15 protein-coding genes and 1 pseudogene are annotated in these 15,842 nt (G+C 70.7%); 8 read left to right on the top strand and 8 right to left on the bottom strand.

What is annotated here, in order from left to right:
• Positions 1-11 precede the first annotated feature (11 nt).
• Both ACYVE7_RS03625 and ACYVE7_RS03620 read left to right on the top strand, forming a co-directional pair.
• Positions 12-1,658 carry a glycoside hydrolase family 13 protein gene (locus ACYVE7_RS03625; RefSeq protein ID WP_460363075.1) on the top strand — a complete coding sequence of 549 codons (1,647 nt, stop codon included), beginning with the start codon at positions 12-14 and terminating at the stop codon, positions 1,656-1,658.
• Positions 1,659-1,668: 10 nt separating this feature from the next.
• Entirely contained in the window at positions 1,669-2,679 is a 1,011-nt protein-coding gene (locus ACYVE7_RS03620) for a LacI family DNA-binding transcriptional regulator (protein WP_460363074.1), read from the top strand.
• Positions 2,680-2,694: 15 nt separating this feature from the next.
• Here ACYVE7_RS03620 and ACYVE7_RS03615 read toward each other — a convergent pair whose 3' ends face one another.
• Positions 2,695-3,459 carry a dioxygenase family protein gene (locus tag ACYVE7_RS03615; RefSeq protein ID WP_460363073.1) on the bottom strand — a complete coding sequence of 255 codons (765 nt, stop codon included), beginning with the start codon at positions 3,457-3,459 and terminating at the stop codon, positions 2,695-2,697.
• A gap of 93 nt (positions 3,460-3,552) precedes the next feature.
• On the bottom strand, positions 3,553-4,182 hold the full coding sequence (locus ACYVE7_RS03610) for a nucleotidyltransferase domain-containing protein (protein WP_460363072.1): 630 nt from the start codon (positions 4,180-4,182) through the stop codon (positions 3,553-3,555).
• 109 nt (positions 4,183-4,291) lie between these two features.
• Here ACYVE7_RS03610 and ACYVE7_RS03605 point away from each other — a divergent pair, with 109 nt between their 5' ends.
• The gene (locus ACYVE7_RS03605; protein WP_460363071.1) at positions 4,292-4,876 is read left to right on the top strand and encodes a phosphatase PAP2 family protein; all 585 of its coding nucleotides are present in this window, start codon (positions 4,292-4,294) and stop codon (positions 4,874-4,876) included.
• Between the two features lie 208 nt (positions 4,877-5,084).
• On the opposite strand, the pseudogene ACYVE7_RS03600 reads toward ACYVE7_RS03605, so the two are convergent.
• Positions 5,085-5,621, bottom strand: a pseudogene (locus tag ACYVE7_RS03600) (CDP-alcohol phosphatidyltransferase family protein); the annotation flags it as partial.
• Positions 5,596-6,237 carry a phosphatidylserine decarboxylase gene (locus ACYVE7_RS03595; RefSeq protein ID WP_460363070.1) on the bottom strand — a complete coding sequence of 214 codons (642 nt, stop codon included), beginning with the start codon at positions 6,235-6,237 and terminating at the stop codon, positions 5,596-5,598. The pseudogene ACYVE7_RS03600 and the gene ACYVE7_RS03595, both read right to left, overlap by 26 nt.
• A gap of 304 nt (positions 6,238-6,541) precedes the next feature.
• Here ACYVE7_RS03595 and ACYVE7_RS03590 point away from each other — a divergent pair, with 304 nt between their 5' ends.
• Both ACYVE7_RS03590 and ACYVE7_RS03585 read left to right on the top strand, forming a co-directional pair.
• Complete coding sequence (locus tag ACYVE7_RS03590; RefSeq protein WP_460363069.1) at positions 6,542-7,303, top strand: phosphotransferase family protein; 762 nt, start codon at positions 6,542-6,544, stop codon at positions 7,301-7,303.
• A gap of 66 nt (positions 7,304-7,369) precedes the next feature.
• Positions 7,370-7,642, top strand: coding sequence for a TFIIB-type zinc ribbon-containing protein (locus ACYVE7_RS03585; protein ID WP_460363068.1), 273 nt, complete (start codon positions 7,370-7,372; stop codon positions 7,640-7,642).
• Positions 7,643-7,706: 64 nt separating this feature from the next.
• Here ACYVE7_RS03585 and ACYVE7_RS03580 read toward each other — a convergent pair whose 3' ends face one another.
• Together ACYVE7_RS03580 and ACYVE7_RS03575 are read right to left on the bottom strand one after the other, a co-directional pair.
• Positions 7,707-10,274 (bottom strand): polynucleotide kinase-phosphatase, encoded by a 2,568-nt coding sequence (locus ACYVE7_RS03580; protein ID WP_460363067.1) that lies wholly within the window; start codon positions 10,272-10,274, stop codon positions 7,707-7,709.
• The gene (locus ACYVE7_RS03575) at positions 10,271-11,659 is read right to left on the bottom strand and encodes a 3' terminal RNA ribose 2'-O-methyltransferase Hen1 (RefSeq protein ID WP_460363066.1); all 1,389 of its coding nucleotides are present in this window, start codon (positions 11,657-11,659) and stop codon (positions 10,271-10,273) included. Before ACYVE7_RS03575 ends, ACYVE7_RS03580 begins: the two co-directional genes overlap by 4 nt.
• Before the next feature lie 80 nt (positions 11,660-11,739).
• On the opposite strand from ACYVE7_RS03575, the gene ACYVE7_RS03570 reads away from it, so the two are divergent.
• Complete coding sequence (locus ACYVE7_RS03570; RefSeq protein WP_460363065.1) at positions 11,740-12,192, top strand: lamin tail domain-containing protein; 453 nt, start codon at positions 11,740-11,742, stop codon at positions 12,190-12,192.
• Positions 12,193-12,199: 7 nt separating this feature from the next.
• On the opposite strand, the gene ACYVE7_RS03565 is transcribed toward ACYVE7_RS03570, so the two are convergent.
• On the bottom strand, positions 12,200-12,919 hold the full coding sequence (locus ACYVE7_RS03565) for a TetR/AcrR family transcriptional regulator C-terminal domain-containing protein (RefSeq protein WP_460363064.1): 720 nt from the start codon (positions 12,917-12,919) through the stop codon (positions 12,200-12,202).
• 146 nt (positions 12,920-13,065) lie between these two features.
• Between ACYVE7_RS03565 and ACYVE7_RS03560 the strand changes: the two genes are divergently transcribed.
• Positions 13,066-14,505 carry an MFS transporter gene (locus tag ACYVE7_RS03560; RefSeq protein ID WP_460363063.1) on the top strand — a complete coding sequence of 480 codons (1,440 nt, stop codon included), beginning with the start codon at positions 13,066-13,068 and terminating at the stop codon, positions 14,503-14,505.
• A gap of 56 nt (positions 14,506-14,561) precedes the next feature.
• On the opposite strand, the gene ACYVE7_RS03555 is transcribed toward ACYVE7_RS03560, so the two are convergent.
• Positions 14,562-15,140: a TetR family transcriptional regulator gene (locus tag ACYVE7_RS03555; RefSeq protein ID WP_460363062.1), complete on the bottom strand. Its 579-nt coding sequence runs from the start codon at positions 15,138-15,140 to the stop codon at positions 14,562-14,564.
• Between the two features lie 67 nt (positions 15,141-15,207).
• On the opposite strand from ACYVE7_RS03555, the gene ACYVE7_RS03550 reads away from it, so the two are divergent.
• The coding region (locus tag ACYVE7_RS03550; protein ID WP_460363061.1) for an MFS transporter at positions 15,208-15,842 on the top strand (635 nt) is incomplete at its 3' end.

The following is a 15,842-nucleotide window of genomic DNA, read 5'->3' as shown; positions in this document are numbered from 1 at the left end:
GGACCCCCTACATGACCACGCTGAACCCCAACCCCGCGGGCGGCGCCACCACCGCCGTCCGCTGGTGGCGCGATGCCGTGATCTACCAGATCTACGTGCGCAGCTTCGCCGACGGCGACGGCGACGGCATCGGCGACCTGCCCGGCATCCGGGCACGCCTGCCGTACCTCGCCGACCTCGGCGTGGACGCCCTGTGGCTCACCCCCTTCTACGCCTCGCCGATGGCGGACTTCGGCTACGACGTGGCCGACTACCGGCGCGTCGACCCGATGTTCGGCACCCTCGACGACGCCCGCGCCCTGTTCGACGACGCGCACGCCCAGGGGATGCGCGTGATCGTCGACATCGTCCCCAACCACACCAGCGACCGGCACGCCTGGTTCACCGCGGCGCTCGCCGCGGCCCCCGGCAGCCCCGAACGCGACCGCTACCTGTTCCGCGACGGCCGCGGCGAGCACGGCGAACTCCCCCCGAACGACTGGGAGTCCGTGTTCGGCGGACCCGCCTGGACCAGGATCGCCGACGGCCAGTGGTACCTCCATCTGTTCGCCCCGCAGCAGCCGGACCTGAACTGGGAGAACCCCGAGGTCAGAGCCGAGTTCGAGGACATCCTGCGGTTCTGGCTCGACCTCGGCGTGGACGGGTTCCGGATCGACGTCGCCCACGGGATGATCAAGGCGGAGGGCCTGCCCGACGTCGGGTACACCGACCAGATCGAGATGCTGGGCACCAACGTGCTGCCCTACTTCGACCAGGACGGCGTCCACGAGATCCACCGGTCGTGGCGGCGGCTGCTCGACTCCTACCCCGGCTCCCGCGCGGCGGTCGCCGAGGCGTGGGCCCCCACCCCGGAGCGGCTCGCCAAGTACGTGCGCCCCGACGAGCTCCACCAGGCGTTCAACTTCGCCTACCTGAACGCCGAATGGAACGCGACAGTCCTCAAGCGGATTATCGACGAGTCACTGGCGGCCTCCGACGCGGTCGGCGCACCCGCCACCTGGGTGCTGTCCAACCACGACGTGCGCCGCCACGTGACCCGCTACGGCGACGGCGAGCGCGACCTCCGCCGCGCCCGCGCCGCCGCCCTGTTCCTGCTCGCGCTGCCCGGCTCCGCCTACCTCTACCAGGGCGAGGAGCTGGGCCTGCCGGAGGTGCTGGACCTGCCCGAGGAGTTCCTGACCGACCCGCAGCGCGGCCGCGGCGCCGAAGCGGGACGCGACGGCTGCCGGGTGCCGCTGCCCTGGTCGGGCGAGGCTCCCCCGTTCGGCTTCTCCACCACCGGCTCGCCGTCCGAGACGTCTGGCGCATCCTGGCTCCCGATCCCCCCGCGCTGGCGTGAGCTGACGGTCGAGGCCCAGCAGGAGGACGTCGCCTCGACCCTCTCGTTGTACCGCGCGGCACTGACATTCCGTCGCGAGCACCCTGCGCTCGGTGATGGAACCCTCACCTGGGAGCAAGGCCCGGCGGGGCTGCTGCGGTTCCGCCGCGGCGACTTCCACTGCGCCGCCAACCTGGGCTCCGCACCCGTGGAGATCAGTGTTCCCGGCCCGCTCACCTTGACGAGCGCGCCCGTCGCCGCGGACGGCGCTCACGTGACGCTGCCCACGGACACCGCCGTGTGGTGGATCTCGACGGACGGCGACCACGATGCCCGGTAAATTGAGGGTCATGACGACACGTCTGGCCGATATCGCGGCCCAAGCCGGGGTCAGCGAGGCGACCGTGAGCCGTGTGCTCAACGGAAAGCCCGGTGTCTCCGCCGCCACGAGACAGGCCGTGCTGACGGCCCTGGACGTCCTCGGTTACGAGCGTCCGGCCCGGCTGAAGCAGCAGCGGGCGGGGCTGATCGGGCTGATCGTGCCCGAGCTGACCAACCCGATCTTCCCGGTGTTCGCGCAGATCATCGAGACCTCGCTGGCCATGTCGGGGTACACGGCGGTGCTCTGCACCCAGACCCCCGGCGGCATCCGCGAGGACGACTACACCGAGCTGCTGCTAGAACGCGGCGTCAGCGGGATCGTGATCGTCAACGGGATGCACGCCGACTCCACGGCCGACAAGTCCCGCTACACCCGGCTCACCGACCGGGGGCTGCCGCTGGTGCTGGTCGGCGGCTACCGCGACGACATCGAGGCGCCGTTCATCTCCAACGACGACGCCGCCGCGATCGAGCTGGCCGTCGAGCACCTCGCGAACCTCGGGCACACCAAGATCGGGCTGGCGGTCGGCCAGGAGCGGTTCGTGCCGTCGATCCGCAAGACCGAGGGCTACCGGCGGGCGATGGCGGCCCACGCCAAGCAGGACAAGGTCGACGATCTGATCGTCACCTCGATGTTCACCGTCGAGGGCGGGCAGGCCGCCGCCCAGACCCTGTTCGACCGGGGCTGCACCGCGATCTGCTGCGGCAGCGACATCATGGCGATCGGCGCGATCCGCGCGGCCCGCCAGCGCGGCCTGCGCGTCCCCGAGGACGTGTCGGTCGTCGGCTTCGACGACTCCCCGCTCATCCCCTACCTCGACCCGCCGCTGACGACGATCCGCCAGCCGGTCCGCGAGATGAGCGAGGCGGCCGTCAACAGCCTCCTGGAGGAGATCGGCGGCAACAAGGTGCCCCGCTCCGAGCTGCTCTACCGGCCCGAACTGATCGTCCGCCGCTCCACCGGGCCCGCCCCCCGCTGACCCTGGCCAGCGGGGTCAGCCGAGCTGGACGGAGCGTTTGGCGAGGCCCATCCAGAAGCCGTCGACGGTGGTCTTCTGGGTGCCGAGTTCGCCGTCGGCCGCGCCGAGGGTCACGAACAGCGGCGCGAAGTGCTCGGTCCGCGGGTGCGCGACCCGGCCGGACGGCGCCTTGTGCAGGAAGTCGAGCAGACCGTCGACGTCCTGCCTGGCCAGCGCCTCGGCGCCCCAGGCGTCGAACTCCCGCGACCACTGCGGCGCGTCGTCGGGCCCGGCCGCCGGGTTCAGCCCGCGCAGGTTGTGGGTGAAGAACCCGCTGCCGGCGATCAGCACGCCTTCGTCGCGGAGCGGCGCGAGCTTCCGGCCGATCTCGTACAGCCCGGCCGGGTCGAGTGTCGGCAGCGAGATCTGCAGGACGGGCACGTCGGCGTCGGGGTACATCTCCACCAGCGGCACGTACGCGCCGTGGTCGAGGCCGCGGTCCGGGACGTCCTGCGCACCCGGCACGAGCGCCCGCACCCGGGCCGCCAGCTCCGGCGCCCCCGGCGCGGCGTACCGGACCTGGTAGTAGTGCTCGGGGAATCCCCAGAAGTCGTAGACCAGCGGCACGGTCTCGGTCGCCCCGACGGCCAGCGGCGCGTCCTCCCAGTGCGCCGACACCATCAGCACCGCCGACGGCCTGGGCAGCTCCGCGCTCCACGCCTTCAGCTCCCCCGGCCAGACCGGATCATCCGCCAACGGCGGCGCCCCATGACTCAAGTAGATCGCCGGCATCCGCCCCATGACCCCTCCACCCTCTCCGCCAAACCCCCACATTCCACTAGAGAAAACTTGAGCAATCAAGCATCTATTCCACGATTCCGGTGGGGGTGATGTTCATAGGGCGTTTCTTCGGGTGGTGACCAGGAAACGCTCGATGGTCTCGTGGTCGGGGTGGGGTGGGAGGGGGCTGGTGGCCAGGGCGGTCTCCAGGTCGGCGGTGAGGGTGGCGCGCCAGGCGGCGATCTCGGGCCAGGGGACCTCGCCGCGGCGGACGGACAGGAGGTGGTCGCGGTGGGCCGAGACGTCGACCAGGGGCTCGCCCGTCGTGACCAGATGACGGCCGGAGATCAGCAGGCGGAGCAGGTGCATGACGTGCTTCCACTTGATCGTCTCGGCGGTTCTGGCCCGCTGGAACTGCCGGTCGGCGTAGCGCAGGAACGTGCGGTGGGCCTGCCGCGACAGGAACGCGGGGGCCAGGGCGCGCAGCTCGTCGCCGACCGGGGTGGAGTGCTCGACCAGCGGCGACCAGAGGCACTCCAGGACGGTCGGGTTCGCGTCCAGGGCCAGCACGCAGAAACGCTCCAGCTCCCAGGAGAACTCCTCGTCGCGGGGGCCGTCGAGGTGCGTGGGCGGCTTGGTGAAACGCCAGAACGCCTCGGTCGGGGCGAGGAAGACGCCGCGGCGGTCCACATCGCTGGCATCGGTCGAAAGCCCGTAGGCCGTCGAGCCGACGACCACCGTCAACAGGCGGACATTTTCCTGCACAGAGAGCAAGGGTGGCCTACCGTCCGGAAGGGATGGACTGCGGATACACAGGGTGTTCAACTTGTCACAGAGACAGGAGGCGGCCGTGATGACCGTAGCGCTGGTGGCGACCGTGGGGCTGCTGTGGACGGCCTACGGGAGACTCAACCGGGGGCCGCACAAGTGGCATCTGCGGACGGTCTGGGACGCCCGGATCCCCCTGGTGAAGATCTTCGTGATCCCGTACATCTCGGCGGCGATCCTCGCCCCGCTGACGGTGCTCGTCCTGCTGTGGTGGGCGCCGGACCAGGCCCGGTACATCCTGCTGGCGACCGCGCTCACCCTCTGGGTGTCGTGCCTGTTCTACCGCTTCTTCCAAACGCATGTGCCCCGGCCGGAGGTACCGGGGCACGACGTGCTGGCGAAGCTGCTGCGGCGGGTCTACCAGGCCGATCAGCCCTACAACTGCTTTCCGAGCCTGCACAACGCGTTCGCTGTGATCATCTCGGTGGCCTGGCTGAGGTTCCTGCCGTGGCTGGGCGTGCTCGTGACCGCGTGGTGCGGTCTGATCATCGCCTCGACGCTACTCGTTCGGCAGCACTACGTCGCCGACCTGATCGGCGGGGTCGGGGTAGCGTCCGCCGCCTGCTTTGCGGCACAGCACATGCTGCCCGCATCTCTCGGCGGAGCTTGAGCATGATCAGCGGGATGAACGCCGCGGCGAACAGCTCCGAACCGGCGACCAGCTTCATCCAGCTCTCGCCGCCGGGGATCTTCGCGGCCCAGGCGACGACCGACAGCGACGCGACCAGCGCCCACACCACCATGACCCCGGCCAGCGTGCGACTGCCCGGCTTGGGGAAGGGCAGCCGGCTGACGGCCAGGACGGCCACGCAGACGACCGCGGCGACGGCCACCGGAAGCGGCGGCGACAGCACGATGATCGACACCACGGTGAACGCGCACAGCGGCGCGGGCATCCCGCGGAAGATCCCTGGTTCGTTCGGCGCGGTGACGTACCGGGCCAGCCGGACCACGATCGCCAGGAAGAACGCGGCGGCGGCGACCAGCGCGGGGAGCGCCCGCTGGTCGTCGTCGAAGCCCGCCCAGGCCAGCACCATCGCGGCCGGCACCAGCCCGAAGGTGATGACGTCGGCGAGGTTGTCGAGGTGGGGGCCGTAGGGGGTGCTGCGCCAGCGGCGCGCCATCCGGCCGTCGAACAGGTCGCAGACCGCGCCGATCAGCATCAGCAGGACGGCGCCGGCGAAGAACCGGCTGTCGGTGCCGCGGAAGTCGCCCTGGACCATGATGCTGCGGAGCGCGGCGATGCCGCACAGCGCGTTGCCCAAGGTCAGGAAGTCCGCGGGGGAAAGCCGCTCGGCGACCGGGTCGACCGGTTCCAGCGGCTCGGTCTTAAGAACGGACAAGGTGCGTCTCACCGGCCCTGGTCTTCTGTCCGACGGTCACCGCGGGGCGGATTCCCTGCGGGAGGTAGACGTCGAAGCGTGAGCCGAACCGGATCAGGCCGATGCGCTCGCCCTGGGTGACCGTCGCGCCCTCTTCGAGGTAGGGGACGATCCGGCGCGCCACGGTGCCCGCGATCTGCACGCACTCCAGCTCGCCGATCTCGGTGGCGAACTTCCAGACCACGCGCTCGTTGCGGTCGCTGTCCTTGTTGAACGCGGGGACGTGACCGCCGGCGATGTGATCGACAGAGATGATCTTTCCGGCGATGGGCGCCCGGTTCACGTGGACGTCCAGCGGGCTCATGAACACCGCGACCCTGGTGCGGCCGTCCGGCCACTCCTGGATGCTCTGGACGACGCCGTCGGCGCCCGACAGGAGGAGACCTTCGCCCTCGCGGGCTGGGTCCCGGAAGAACCAGGCCATGCCTCCGGCGAGCCCGGCTGCGGCGATGCCGACCGGGACGCGGAAGCGAGACCGTCTGGCCAGGAACGCGGCGCTCGCGCTGCCTACCAGGCCGGGGATCAGCCAGGGGGCGGCGCCGCGGGCGAAGGTCCTGCCTTCGCCATCCGGCTCGGAACGACCGGGCACTATGTCTCCACTCCTCAAGGTTGTCAGTCGGGTGAGCTTACCCACAGTGGCGAGGATCCGCCTAAAGCGATCTACGCACTGTAGCGTTCCAGCTCCCCAAAGTTACGATATGGCACGATCGGCCCCAGTGTGTCATGAGAAGTCCCGCTCAACCCTGTCTTCAACAGGTTTCTCATATACCGATCATGGTTGACTGGGCGGGATGAAGGAGCAGCTCACGGTAGTCGCACGGGAGGCCGGTGGTCTAGGCGAACCCGCGGTCGTTTACGCCCACCGGGACGTACTCGTACTCCAGGTCGGTGACGTGATCGTGAAATCTCACCACCCTGAGACCCAGGACCTGGCGGAGCGGCTGGCCGTGGCCGCGGCGCACCCCTCCCTCTTTCTGACGCCCCTGGCCCCCGTTAAGTTCCTCGGCGGACGTCTCGTCTCCGTCTGGCCGCTCGGCGAGCCGGTCGATCCGGCCGACCCGGTCGGCGCGCCGTGGGAGGAGGGCGGACGGCTGCTGGCCGCGCTGCACCGGATCACTCCCCCGCCAGGGTTGCCCCGCCAGGGCGCTCCGGCGAAGGTCAGACAGATCGTGTTCGACCGGCTGGCCGAGAACCCGGCGGCGCTGGCCCATCCGGCGGCCAAGGTCGTCCGCAGGGCGTTCGCGGCCCTCCCTGACGTCCTGGAGCCGCCCGGCGGCACCCGTCTCGTGCACGGCGACTGGCATCTCGGCCAGCTCGTGCGGCGCGACGGCGCGTGGAAGCTCATCGACCTGGACGATCTGGGCACCGGCGATCCCGCCTGGGACCTGGCCAGGCCCGCGGCCCTCTACGCGGCGGGCATCCTGCCGCCCGAGGTCTGGTCACGTTTCCTGCACTCCTACCTGGACGCCGGCGGCCCCGCCATCCCGCCCGGCACCGACCCGTGGCAGGTGCTCGACCTTCCGGCGAAAGCTCTCGCGATCCAAACGGCCGCGCGCGGCGTCTCACATGCAGTAGAGGGGGACCGGAACCTCGACGCCTACGAAACGGCACTTATCGATACGTGTGACCGAATCGGCGGCGTTCCAACTGCTTGATGGCGTAAGGTGCCATCAAAAAACGTCTGTCGCGAGCCCCCGGGCCGCGATGGAAAGGTGGCGGAAATGCTTCAGTGCCCGAAGTGCCGGGGCACGATGCGGACCTTCGACCGTAACGGGGTCCACATCGAACAGTGCGAGATGTGTCGCGGGATCTTCCTCGACTACGGCGAGCTCGAGACGCTCGCCCGAGTCGAGAGCCAGTGGCGGCAGGCGCCCCCGCCTCCGCCCGTCGCCCAGCCGGGCTGGGGTGCCGGGCACGCGCCCGTCGTGCACCACCACCACGGTGGCCGTCACGGCCACCACGGCTCCCTCTTCGGGATGCTGTTCAGCACGTGATCCACGCCGTGTGACGCGGTGAAACGGAACCGGCCGGCGCCTTCGGGCGTCGGCCGGTTCTGCTTCACAGCCGCGGGTCGACCGGCTCGGACTCCAGCGCCAGGACGGCGAAGACGGCCTGGTGAACACGCCAGAGCGGGTCCCCTGCGGCCAGCCGGTCCAGGGCTTCGACGCCGAGGGCGTACTCGCGCATCGCCAGGGAGCGTTTGCGGCCGAGGAACCTGTCGCGCAGCCGCTCCAGGTGGTGCGGCTCGGTGTAGTCGGGGCCGTAGATGATCCGCAGATACTCCCGGCCTCTGACCTTGAGCCCCGGCTGGACGGGGTCGCGGCGCGCGCCGGTGCCGGGCTCGACGTCGAGCGGCTTGACCACCATGCCCTCGCCGCCTGCCGCGGTCAGCTCCAGCCACCAGTCGGTGGCGGCCGCCTCGCTCGCCCGGTCGGCGAGGTCGACGACCCGGGAGGCGGTGCCCGTGAGGGTGCCGGTGGGGTCGGCGGCGGCCAGCCGGTCGGCGAACTCCAGATGCCAGAGGTGGTCGCGGGCGATGTGGTTGTGCCCGGCCGAGGCCAGGAGCTGGAACGGGGCGAGCCGCACCCCGTCCAGGCCGTCGACGGGCCAGCAGTAGCGGGCGTAGGCGTCGCGGAACAGGGCGGCGTTCGCCTCCCGGCTCGTCACGGTCGCCAGCAGCCCGTCGATGGGCAGCCCGCGTCCGGCGGCCCGCTCCAGCAGCTCCTTGGCGACGGGCAGCGCGGTGCGCGCCGCCGCCCCGGTCGCGGCGTACTGGGTGCGGACCAGCTCACGCGCCTTGACCGACCAGGGCAGCAGCTCGCAGTCCAGCAGGATCCAGTCGGTGCCGAGCTCGGCCCAGAGCCCGGCCGCCGTGGCGGCGGCCGCGATCCGGCCGATCAGTTCCCCGGTCAGCGCCGGGTCGCCGAAGAAGGCGCGGCCCGTCCGGGTGTAGATCTCGCCGGGGCCCTCGGCGCCGAACACGGCCCGTGCGACGGCCTCGTCCCGGCAGACCAGCGCGACGGCCCGCGAGCCCATGTGCTTCTCCTCGCACACGACCCGGCCGGCTCCCTGGTCGCGGAAGGCGGCGAACGCCTCCGCCGGGTGCTCCAGATACCCCTCCAGCCGGGACGTCGCGACGGGCGCCATGGTCGGCGGCAGGTAGCGCAGCCAGCCAGGGTCGGCGGAGAACCGGCTGACGACCTCGAGCGCGGCGAGCGCGTTCTCCTCCCGGACCGAGACCCGGCCCATCAGCCGGGTCTCGACCCCGCCGACCCCCATGACGTCCTTGATGTTGAGCAGGTCGGCCTTCCGCTCCTGCTCGGCGGCGGCCGGGAACGGTTTCACCGGCTCGTACCAGACCCGCTCGGCCGGCACCGAGACGAGCTCCCGCTCGGGGTAGCGCAGGGCGGTGAGGCTGCCGCCGAACACGGCGCCGGTGTCGACGCAGAGCGTGTTGTTGATCCATTCGGCCTTGGGCACGGGCGTGTGCCCGTAGACCACGGCCGCCTTGCCCCGGTAGTCGTCGGCCCACGGGTAGCGGACGGGGAACCCGTACTCGTCGGTCTCCCCCGTGGTCTCGCCGTACAGGGCGAACGACCGGACCCGCCCGGACGCCCTGCCGTGGAAGTCCTCCTTCAGCCCGGCGTGGGCGACGACGAGCCGTCCACCGTCCAGGACGAGATGGCTGACCAGGCCGTCCATGAACCTGATCGCGGCGTCCCGGAACTCCGGGGTCTCGGCGGCGAGCTGCTCAAGCGACTCGGCCAGCCCGTGCGAGACGGTGACCTTGCGGCCGGTGAGGGCGCGCAGCAGCTTGTTCTCGTGGTTGCCGGGCACGCAGAGCGCGTCGCCGTCGGCGACCATGCCCATCGCGAGCCGGAGCACGCCGGGCGTGTCGGGGCCGCGGTCGACGAGGTCGCCGAGGAACACCGCGCGCCGCGACGGGTGGTGCCCGCCGACCGCCCGGCCCAGCTCGTCATGGCTGAGGGTGTAGCCGAGCTCGGTGAGGAGCCGCTCCAGCTCGATCCGGCAGCCGTGGACGTCGCCGATGAGGTCGAACGGCCCGGTCTCCTCGCGCCGGTCCGACCAGCCCTTCTCATAGACGATCTCGACCTGCTCGACCTGTTCGGGCTTCAGGAAGTAGACGCGTTTGAGCTCCCGGTTCAGCCCGCGCATCCCGCGTTTCAGCTCGCGGAGCTGACGGGGGATCACATGGTCGGGAAGCTGCCGTTCGGGCCGTCCCGCGTTGCGGGACTTGGCCAGCGACTCCGGGACGTCCAGGACGACCCCGACGGCCAGCACGTCGTGGTCGCGCGCCACCTGGATCAGCGCCTGGCGGGCCTTGGGCTGCACGTTGGTGGCGTCCACGACGGTCAGCAGCCCGCGCCGCAGCCGTTTGGCGACGATGTAGTGGAGCAGGTCGAAGGCGTCGCCGGTGGCGGACTGGTCGTTCTCGTCGTCGGACACCACGGCGCGGCAGTGGTCGGAGGAGACCACCTGGCTGTCCTTGAAGTACCGGCGCGCGAAATGCGACTTGCCGGACCCGGACACGCCGATCAGCAGCACCAGCCCCATCTCGGGCAGGCGCAGGACGGCCGGTGCGGTCTCGTTCGTCGGCTCGGTCATCGGGTGAACACCCCCATCTGGGTGGGCGGGCCGACCTCGGGGTCGTCGTCGCCGACCGGTACGTGGCGCACGGTGTAGCCGTAGGCCGTGGCGATCTCGCCGGCCCACGCGGCGAACTCGGCGCGGGTCCATTCGAAGCGGTGGTCGGGGTGGCGCAGGCCCGTCAGCCCCTCGTAGCGCACGTTGTGCTCGACGTTCGGGGTGGTGACGATCACCGTCCCCGGTTTGGCGTGGCCGAAGACGACCTCGGCGAGCGCCGGCAGCCGGGACGCGTCGAGATGCTCGATCACCTCCATGAGGACGGCCGCGTCGTAGCCGGCGAACCGGTCGTCGACGTAGGTCAGCGCACCCTGGAAGACCGAGATCCGTTCGGCCTGCGCCGGCGGCAGCCGGTCGGTCTTGAGCCTGCGGTGGGCGGTGCGGACCGCGCCGAACGCGACGTCCACCCCGGTGACCTTGGTGAAGGACCGGTCGGCGACCAGCAGGGCCAGCAGGGCGCCGGGGCCGCAGCCCAGGTCGAGGACGGTGCGCGCGCCCTCCTGGTGGAGCGCGGCCAGCACGGCCTCGGCCCTGCGCTCGTTGAGCGGGACCTTCCGCTCGTGCTCCTCCGCGGTGCCGACGGGGGTCTCCAGGGCGTCCTCGGGGGCGTCGTCGACCTCGGCGAGCCGGCGCAGCGCCGACTGGACGAGCGTGCGGCGGTTGCCGAGGTAGCGGCGGGTGATCTGGTCGCGCAGCGGGTGCTCGGCCAGCCAGCCCTCCCCGGAGCGGATCAGCTTGTCGACCTCGTCGGGCGAGACCCAGTAGTGCTTGGCGTCGTCGAGGACGGGCAGCAGCACATAGATCTGGTTGAGCGCGTCGGCGAGCCGGACGTCGCCGCGGAGCGTCAGCGTGACGTACCGGGAGTCGCCCCACTCGGGGAACCGCTCGTCCAGGGGGACGGGCACCGCCTCGACCCGCCAGCCGAGTGGTTCGAACAGCCGGCGCGCGAAGTCGGGGCCGCCGCGGCAGGGCAGCGCGGGCAGCGTCAGCTCCAGCGGGATCGGCCCGTCGGCGAGCTCCTGGCGGGAGTCGCAACGGCCGCGCATCGCGGTGCGGAACACGGCGTTCAGCGCGGACGACAGCAGGGAGGAGGCGGCGTACGGGCGGTCGTTGACGTACTGCCCGAGCGAGAAGTCGGGGCTGTTCCTGGCCCTCGTCCTGGTCAGGGTGATCGGATCGACCTCCAGGAGCAGCGCGGCCGTGCAGCGTTCGGCGGTCGCCTCCGGGTAGAAGACGTGCGCGGTCCCCGAGGTCTGCTCGAACGCCTGGACCCGGTCGGGATGCTTGTGGAGCAGGAATCCCAGTTCGGTCGCGGGCGTCATGGTCGTCGTGATGGTCAGGAGCACGCCGTCCAGTCAACCGCACGCCACAACCGGATTTCCTGGCGCGGTAGTCTGCTGGCTCCCCCGAAGATCGGAGAAGCCCGATGCGCACCCTCCTCGCCATCGCCGTGGCGGCGGCCGTCACCGTGCCGCTGACCGCCGCTCCCGCCCAGGCCAAGGCGCCGAGCGTCCGGTTGAGCTATGTCCGGTACGACGCGAAGGGCAAGGACACCGCCAAGAACGTCAACGGCGAGTTCCTCGTCGTGAAGAACTTCGGGAAGTCGAAGGTCAACATCTCGGGCTGGACGATCGGCTACAAGGCCGACCCGAAGAAGACCGTCCTGCTCTACTTCCACCGGAAGAACATGATCATCCTGCCGGGCAAGCAGATCGTCATGCGGATGGGCGACGGCAAGAACACCCGCACCACGCTGTTCCAGAAGTTCCGCCGGCACTCCTGGCCGAACGTCAAGGGCGGCGCCTACCTGTTCACGCCGAGCGACAAGCTGTACGACAGCTGCACCTGGAACAGCAGGCGCGGCTACACCAAGTGCTAGGCGACCGCTAAGGGGTCTCGCGGTAGGTGGCGAGGCCGCGCAGGAGCAGTTCGAGGCCGAACTCGAAGCGCTCGTCGCTGTCGCCGTCGAACATGGGGCCGGTCATGGCGACGACGTTCGGGAACCGTTCGGGCGGCAGGCTCGCGAAGTAGTTCCTGATCGCGCCGAAGTACTCGGTGACGAACTCCTCCTGGCTGCGCCCTTCGGGGATCATCGAGTGCCACTGCGCGCCCTCGTAGGCGTCGCCGGTGACGTAGAGGAAGACGCGGTCGACGAACCAGGCGGCCTGCCGGTCGGGGATCCCGCCCGCCTTCATGATCGCGAGCAGTCCCTCGGTGACGGCGATCGCGCTCTCGCCCGTGGGGATTCCCGCCATCGCGGCCCTGGCCAGGTCGGCGTGGGCGACCAGATTGGCGCGGACCTGGCGGACCACCTCCTTGACCTGCTCGGCCCAGCGCTCCGGATCGGCCCGCGGCACGACGACCTCGCCCGAGGCCCGCTCGACCAGCAGGTTGAGCAGCTCGGTCTTGTTCTCCACATGCGCGTACAGGGAGGCGGGGCCCGTCTGCAGCTCCTGGGCGACGCGCCGCATACTGACCGCGTCGAGGCCCTCGGCGTCGAGGATGCGCAGGGCGGCGTCGACGATCGCCTCCTGGGTCAGCGGCTGCTTGGCCCGGGCGGGCTTGCGCTGCTTCTTCCAGGGCGGTGGCGGCATCTCGACGTTCATGGCGAACATCGTACCAGTCACGAACACTGTTCCCACAAAGAACATCGTTCGTTAAGCGAACAGTGTTTGACAGGCGGGCCGTTCCAGGTCTAGAACAGTGTTCGTCAGACAAACACCGTTCCACACCCCCCTTGGGAGACAGCCCGATGTCCGAGACATCAGCCCCCTTCAAATGGCGCTGGGTCGCCCTGTTCGTGATCCTCGCCGCCGAGGTCATGGACCTGCTCGACGCCCTCGTCACCAATATCGCCGCCCCGTCCATCCGCGCCGAGCTGGGCGGCGGCGAATCCACCATCCAGTGGCTCGGCGCCGGCTACACCCTCGCCATGGCGATCGGCCTGATCACCGGCGGCCGCCTCGGCGACATCTTCGGCCGCAAGAACGTCTATCTGATCGGCGCCGTCGGGTTCACGCTCGGCTCGATCGCCTGCGGCATCGCCCAGTCCCCCGGCCAGCTCATCGCCGCCCGCGTCTTCCAGGGCGTCCTCGGCGCGATCATGCTGCCGCAGGGCCTCGGCATGTTGAAGGAGATGTTCGACGAGAAGGAGCAGGCCCAAGCGTTCGGCCTGTTCGGACCCGTCATGGGCCTGAGCAGCGTCGGCGGCCCGATCCTCGCCGGCTACCTGATCGACGCCGACTGGTGGGGCACCGGCTGGCGCATGATCTTCCTGATCAACATCCCGCTCGGCCTGTTCGCGATCGTCGGCGGCGTGCTGTTCCTGCCCGCCTGGCGCACCGCCAAGACCGTCAGGCTCGACCTGGCCGGCGCGTTCCTCGCCGCCGTCGGCTCCGCACTCATCATCTTCCCGCTGGTCCAGGGCCGTGAGCACGGCTGGCCCGCCTGGTCGTTCGCGCTGATCGCCCTGTCCGTCGCGGTGTTCGGGTTCTTTGCCTGGTTCGAGGCCCGCAAGTCCCGCACCGGCGGCGACCCGCTGGTCGAGCCCAGCCTGTTCCGCAAGCGCGGCTTCTCCGGCGGCATGGTCCTCGGCCTGGTGTTCTTCTCCGCGATGACCGGCTTCTGGCTGACCTTCAGCCTCTACACCCAGATCGGTCTCGGCTACTCGCCGTTCAAGGCCGGCATGGCGGGCATCCCGTCCTCGATCGGCATGGTCGTCGCGTTCATCGCCTCCCAGGCGCTGCTGAAGTACGGCCGCAAGGTCATGCACGGCGGGCTGCTGATCATGGCCGCCGGTGTGGCCGGGGTCATCGCGACCCTCGAATGGCAGGGGCTCGCGGTCACCCCGTGGCAGCTCACCCCCGCCCTCGCCGTCACCGGGCTCGGGATGGGGTTCGTGATGGCCCCGTTCTTCGACACCGTGCTCGCCTCGGTCGAACCGCACGAGACCGGGTCGGCGTCCGGGACCCTCACCTCCGTCCAGCAGCTCGGCGCGGCCCTCGGCACCGCCGTCCTCGGCACCGTCTTCTTCGAGAAGATCAAGCACGCCGACTTCGTCGCCGCCGAGCAGTTCACGCTCTGGTTCGAGCTCGGAATGCTCGCCCTGGTCTTCGGCGCGATCTTCCTGCTTCCCAAGCACGCCAGGCCGCAGGAGCCCGAGCCCGCCGAACCGGCACTCGCCAAGGTCTGACGCGCGACCCCTCGAAGATTCCCCTCAAAGACCCCGCTTCGGCGGGGTCTTTCGCCTTAACCGGACGGCTCGTCCTCGGCGCGGATGCCCGCGATGGCCGCGGCGGCGAACCGGCGGACATGGGCGCGCATCGCCTCGTGGTCGGCCGGGTCCGCACCGAACAGCCTGCTGAGATGCGGCATCGACAGCGGCCAGATCGCCAGGCCGATCAGCGTGGTCATCAGCATCCCGGTCTCCGGCGACGCCTGTCGGCCGAGCCCCTTGGCCAGCGAGACCGCCTTGGCGCCGCACCGGTCGGCCCGCCACTGCGGATGCTCGCGGGGCTGGTCGTGCAGGCCCTCCCAGACCAGCAGCCGGCGGGCGTCGGGGTGGGCGCGGAAGAAGTCGAAGACCTCGCCCACATAGGCGACGGGGTCCTCCCCCGGCATCGTGATCGCCCAGGAGAGCTCGTCGAGCACCTGCTGCATGACGGCGTCGAACAGCTTGTCCTTGCTGCCGAAATAGCCGTAGATGCGCTCCTTGTTGACGCCCGCGCGGGCCGCGATCCGGTCCACGCGCGCGCCGGCGACGCCCATCTCGGCGAACTCGGCGCGAGCGGCCTTCAGCAGGGCGTCTTTGGTCTCGGTGCCGGACATGGCGCCGATCCTATCGCGACCAACCGGTCAGTTGACGTCCAACCAACCAGTTGGTTATGTTGCCGCCATGACCATCACCCCGGGACCCGCCCAGGCCCCCGCCGCGACGGAGTCCGCCCCGGCCGCCGCCTACGCGCCGTTCGGCCGGACCACGGCCGTCCTCGGCTTCACCGCGCTGATCGCCACCGGCCAGCTCTACGGAGTCATCCCCCAGCTCGACGCGATGGCCCGCGACTGGCGGACGGGACCACACGCCCTCACCTGGCTGGTGACCCTGTTCGGGCTCGGCTACGCCGCCGGGTTCCTGCTGTTCGGGCCGCTGTCGGACCGGCTGGGCCGGCGCCGGGTGATCGTCGCCGGGGTGGCGGCCACCGTCGTCACGACCGTCCTGGCCGGGCTGGCGCCGAACGCCGAGTCCGCGTTCGTGCTGCGCTTCCTGCAGGGCCTGACGATCGGCGCGTTCCCGCCGGTCGCGTTCGCCTACATCGCCGAGCGGATCGAACCGCGCCGCCGCCTGGTGACGGCGACCGCGATGACCACCGGTTTCCTGTCCTCGGCCGTGGTCGGGCAGCTCGCCGCGCAGGGCGCGGTGGCGTCCGCCGGGTGGCGCTGGTTCTTCCACGGTTCGGCCCTGCTGTTCGCGGTCGCCGCGGTGCTGCTGGCACGGGTCCTTGCGGACACGCCGCCCGTCGGCGGCTCCCC

This window comes from Actinocorallia lasiicapitis (assembly GCF_054778695.1).
Note: the sequence above shows the minus strand (reverse complement) of the source record. Positions and strands in the feature narration are given on the sequence as shown.

Bases quoted from the DNA above. Each gene is read 5' to 3' on its own strand.
- ACYVE7_RS03625 (WP_460363075.1), top strand. From the start codon at position 12: ATGACCACGCTGAACCCCAACCCCGCGGGCGGCGCCACCACCGCCGTC.
- ACYVE7_RS03555 (WP_460363062.1), bottom strand. From the start codon at position 15,140: ATGTCCGGCACCGAGACCAAAGACGCCCTGCTGAAGGCCGCTCGCGCC.
- ACYVE7_RS03570 (WP_460363065.1), top strand. From the start codon at position 11,740: ATGCGCACCCTCCTCGCCATCGCCGTGGCGGCGGCCGTCACCGTGCCG.
- ACYVE7_RS03615 (WP_460363073.1), bottom strand. From the start codon at position 3,459: ATGGGGCGGATGCCGGCGATCTACTTGAGTCATGGGGCGCCGCCGTTG.
- ACYVE7_RS03620 (WP_460363074.1), top strand. From the start codon at position 1,669: ATGACGACACGTCTGGCCGATATCGCGGCCCAAGCCGGGGTCAGCGAG.
- ACYVE7_RS03585 (WP_460363068.1), top strand. From the start codon at position 7,370: ATGCTTCAGTGCCCGAAGTGCCGGGGCACGATGCGGACCTTCGACCGT.
- ACYVE7_RS03580 (WP_460363067.1), bottom strand. From the start codon at position 10,274: ATGACCGAGCCGACGAACGAGACCGCACCGGCCGTCCTGCGCCTGCCC.
- ACYVE7_RS03565 (WP_460363064.1), bottom strand. From the start codon at position 12,919: ATGAACGTCGAGATGCCGCCACCGCCCTGGAAGAAGCAGCGCAAGCCC.
- ACYVE7_RS03605 (WP_460363071.1), top strand. From the start codon at position 4,292: ATGACCGTAGCGCTGGTGGCGACCGTGGGGCTGCTGTGGACGGCCTAC.
- ACYVE7_RS03560 (WP_460363063.1), top strand. From the start codon at position 13,066: ATGTCCGAGACATCAGCCCCCTTCAAATGGCGCTGGGTCGCCCTGTTC.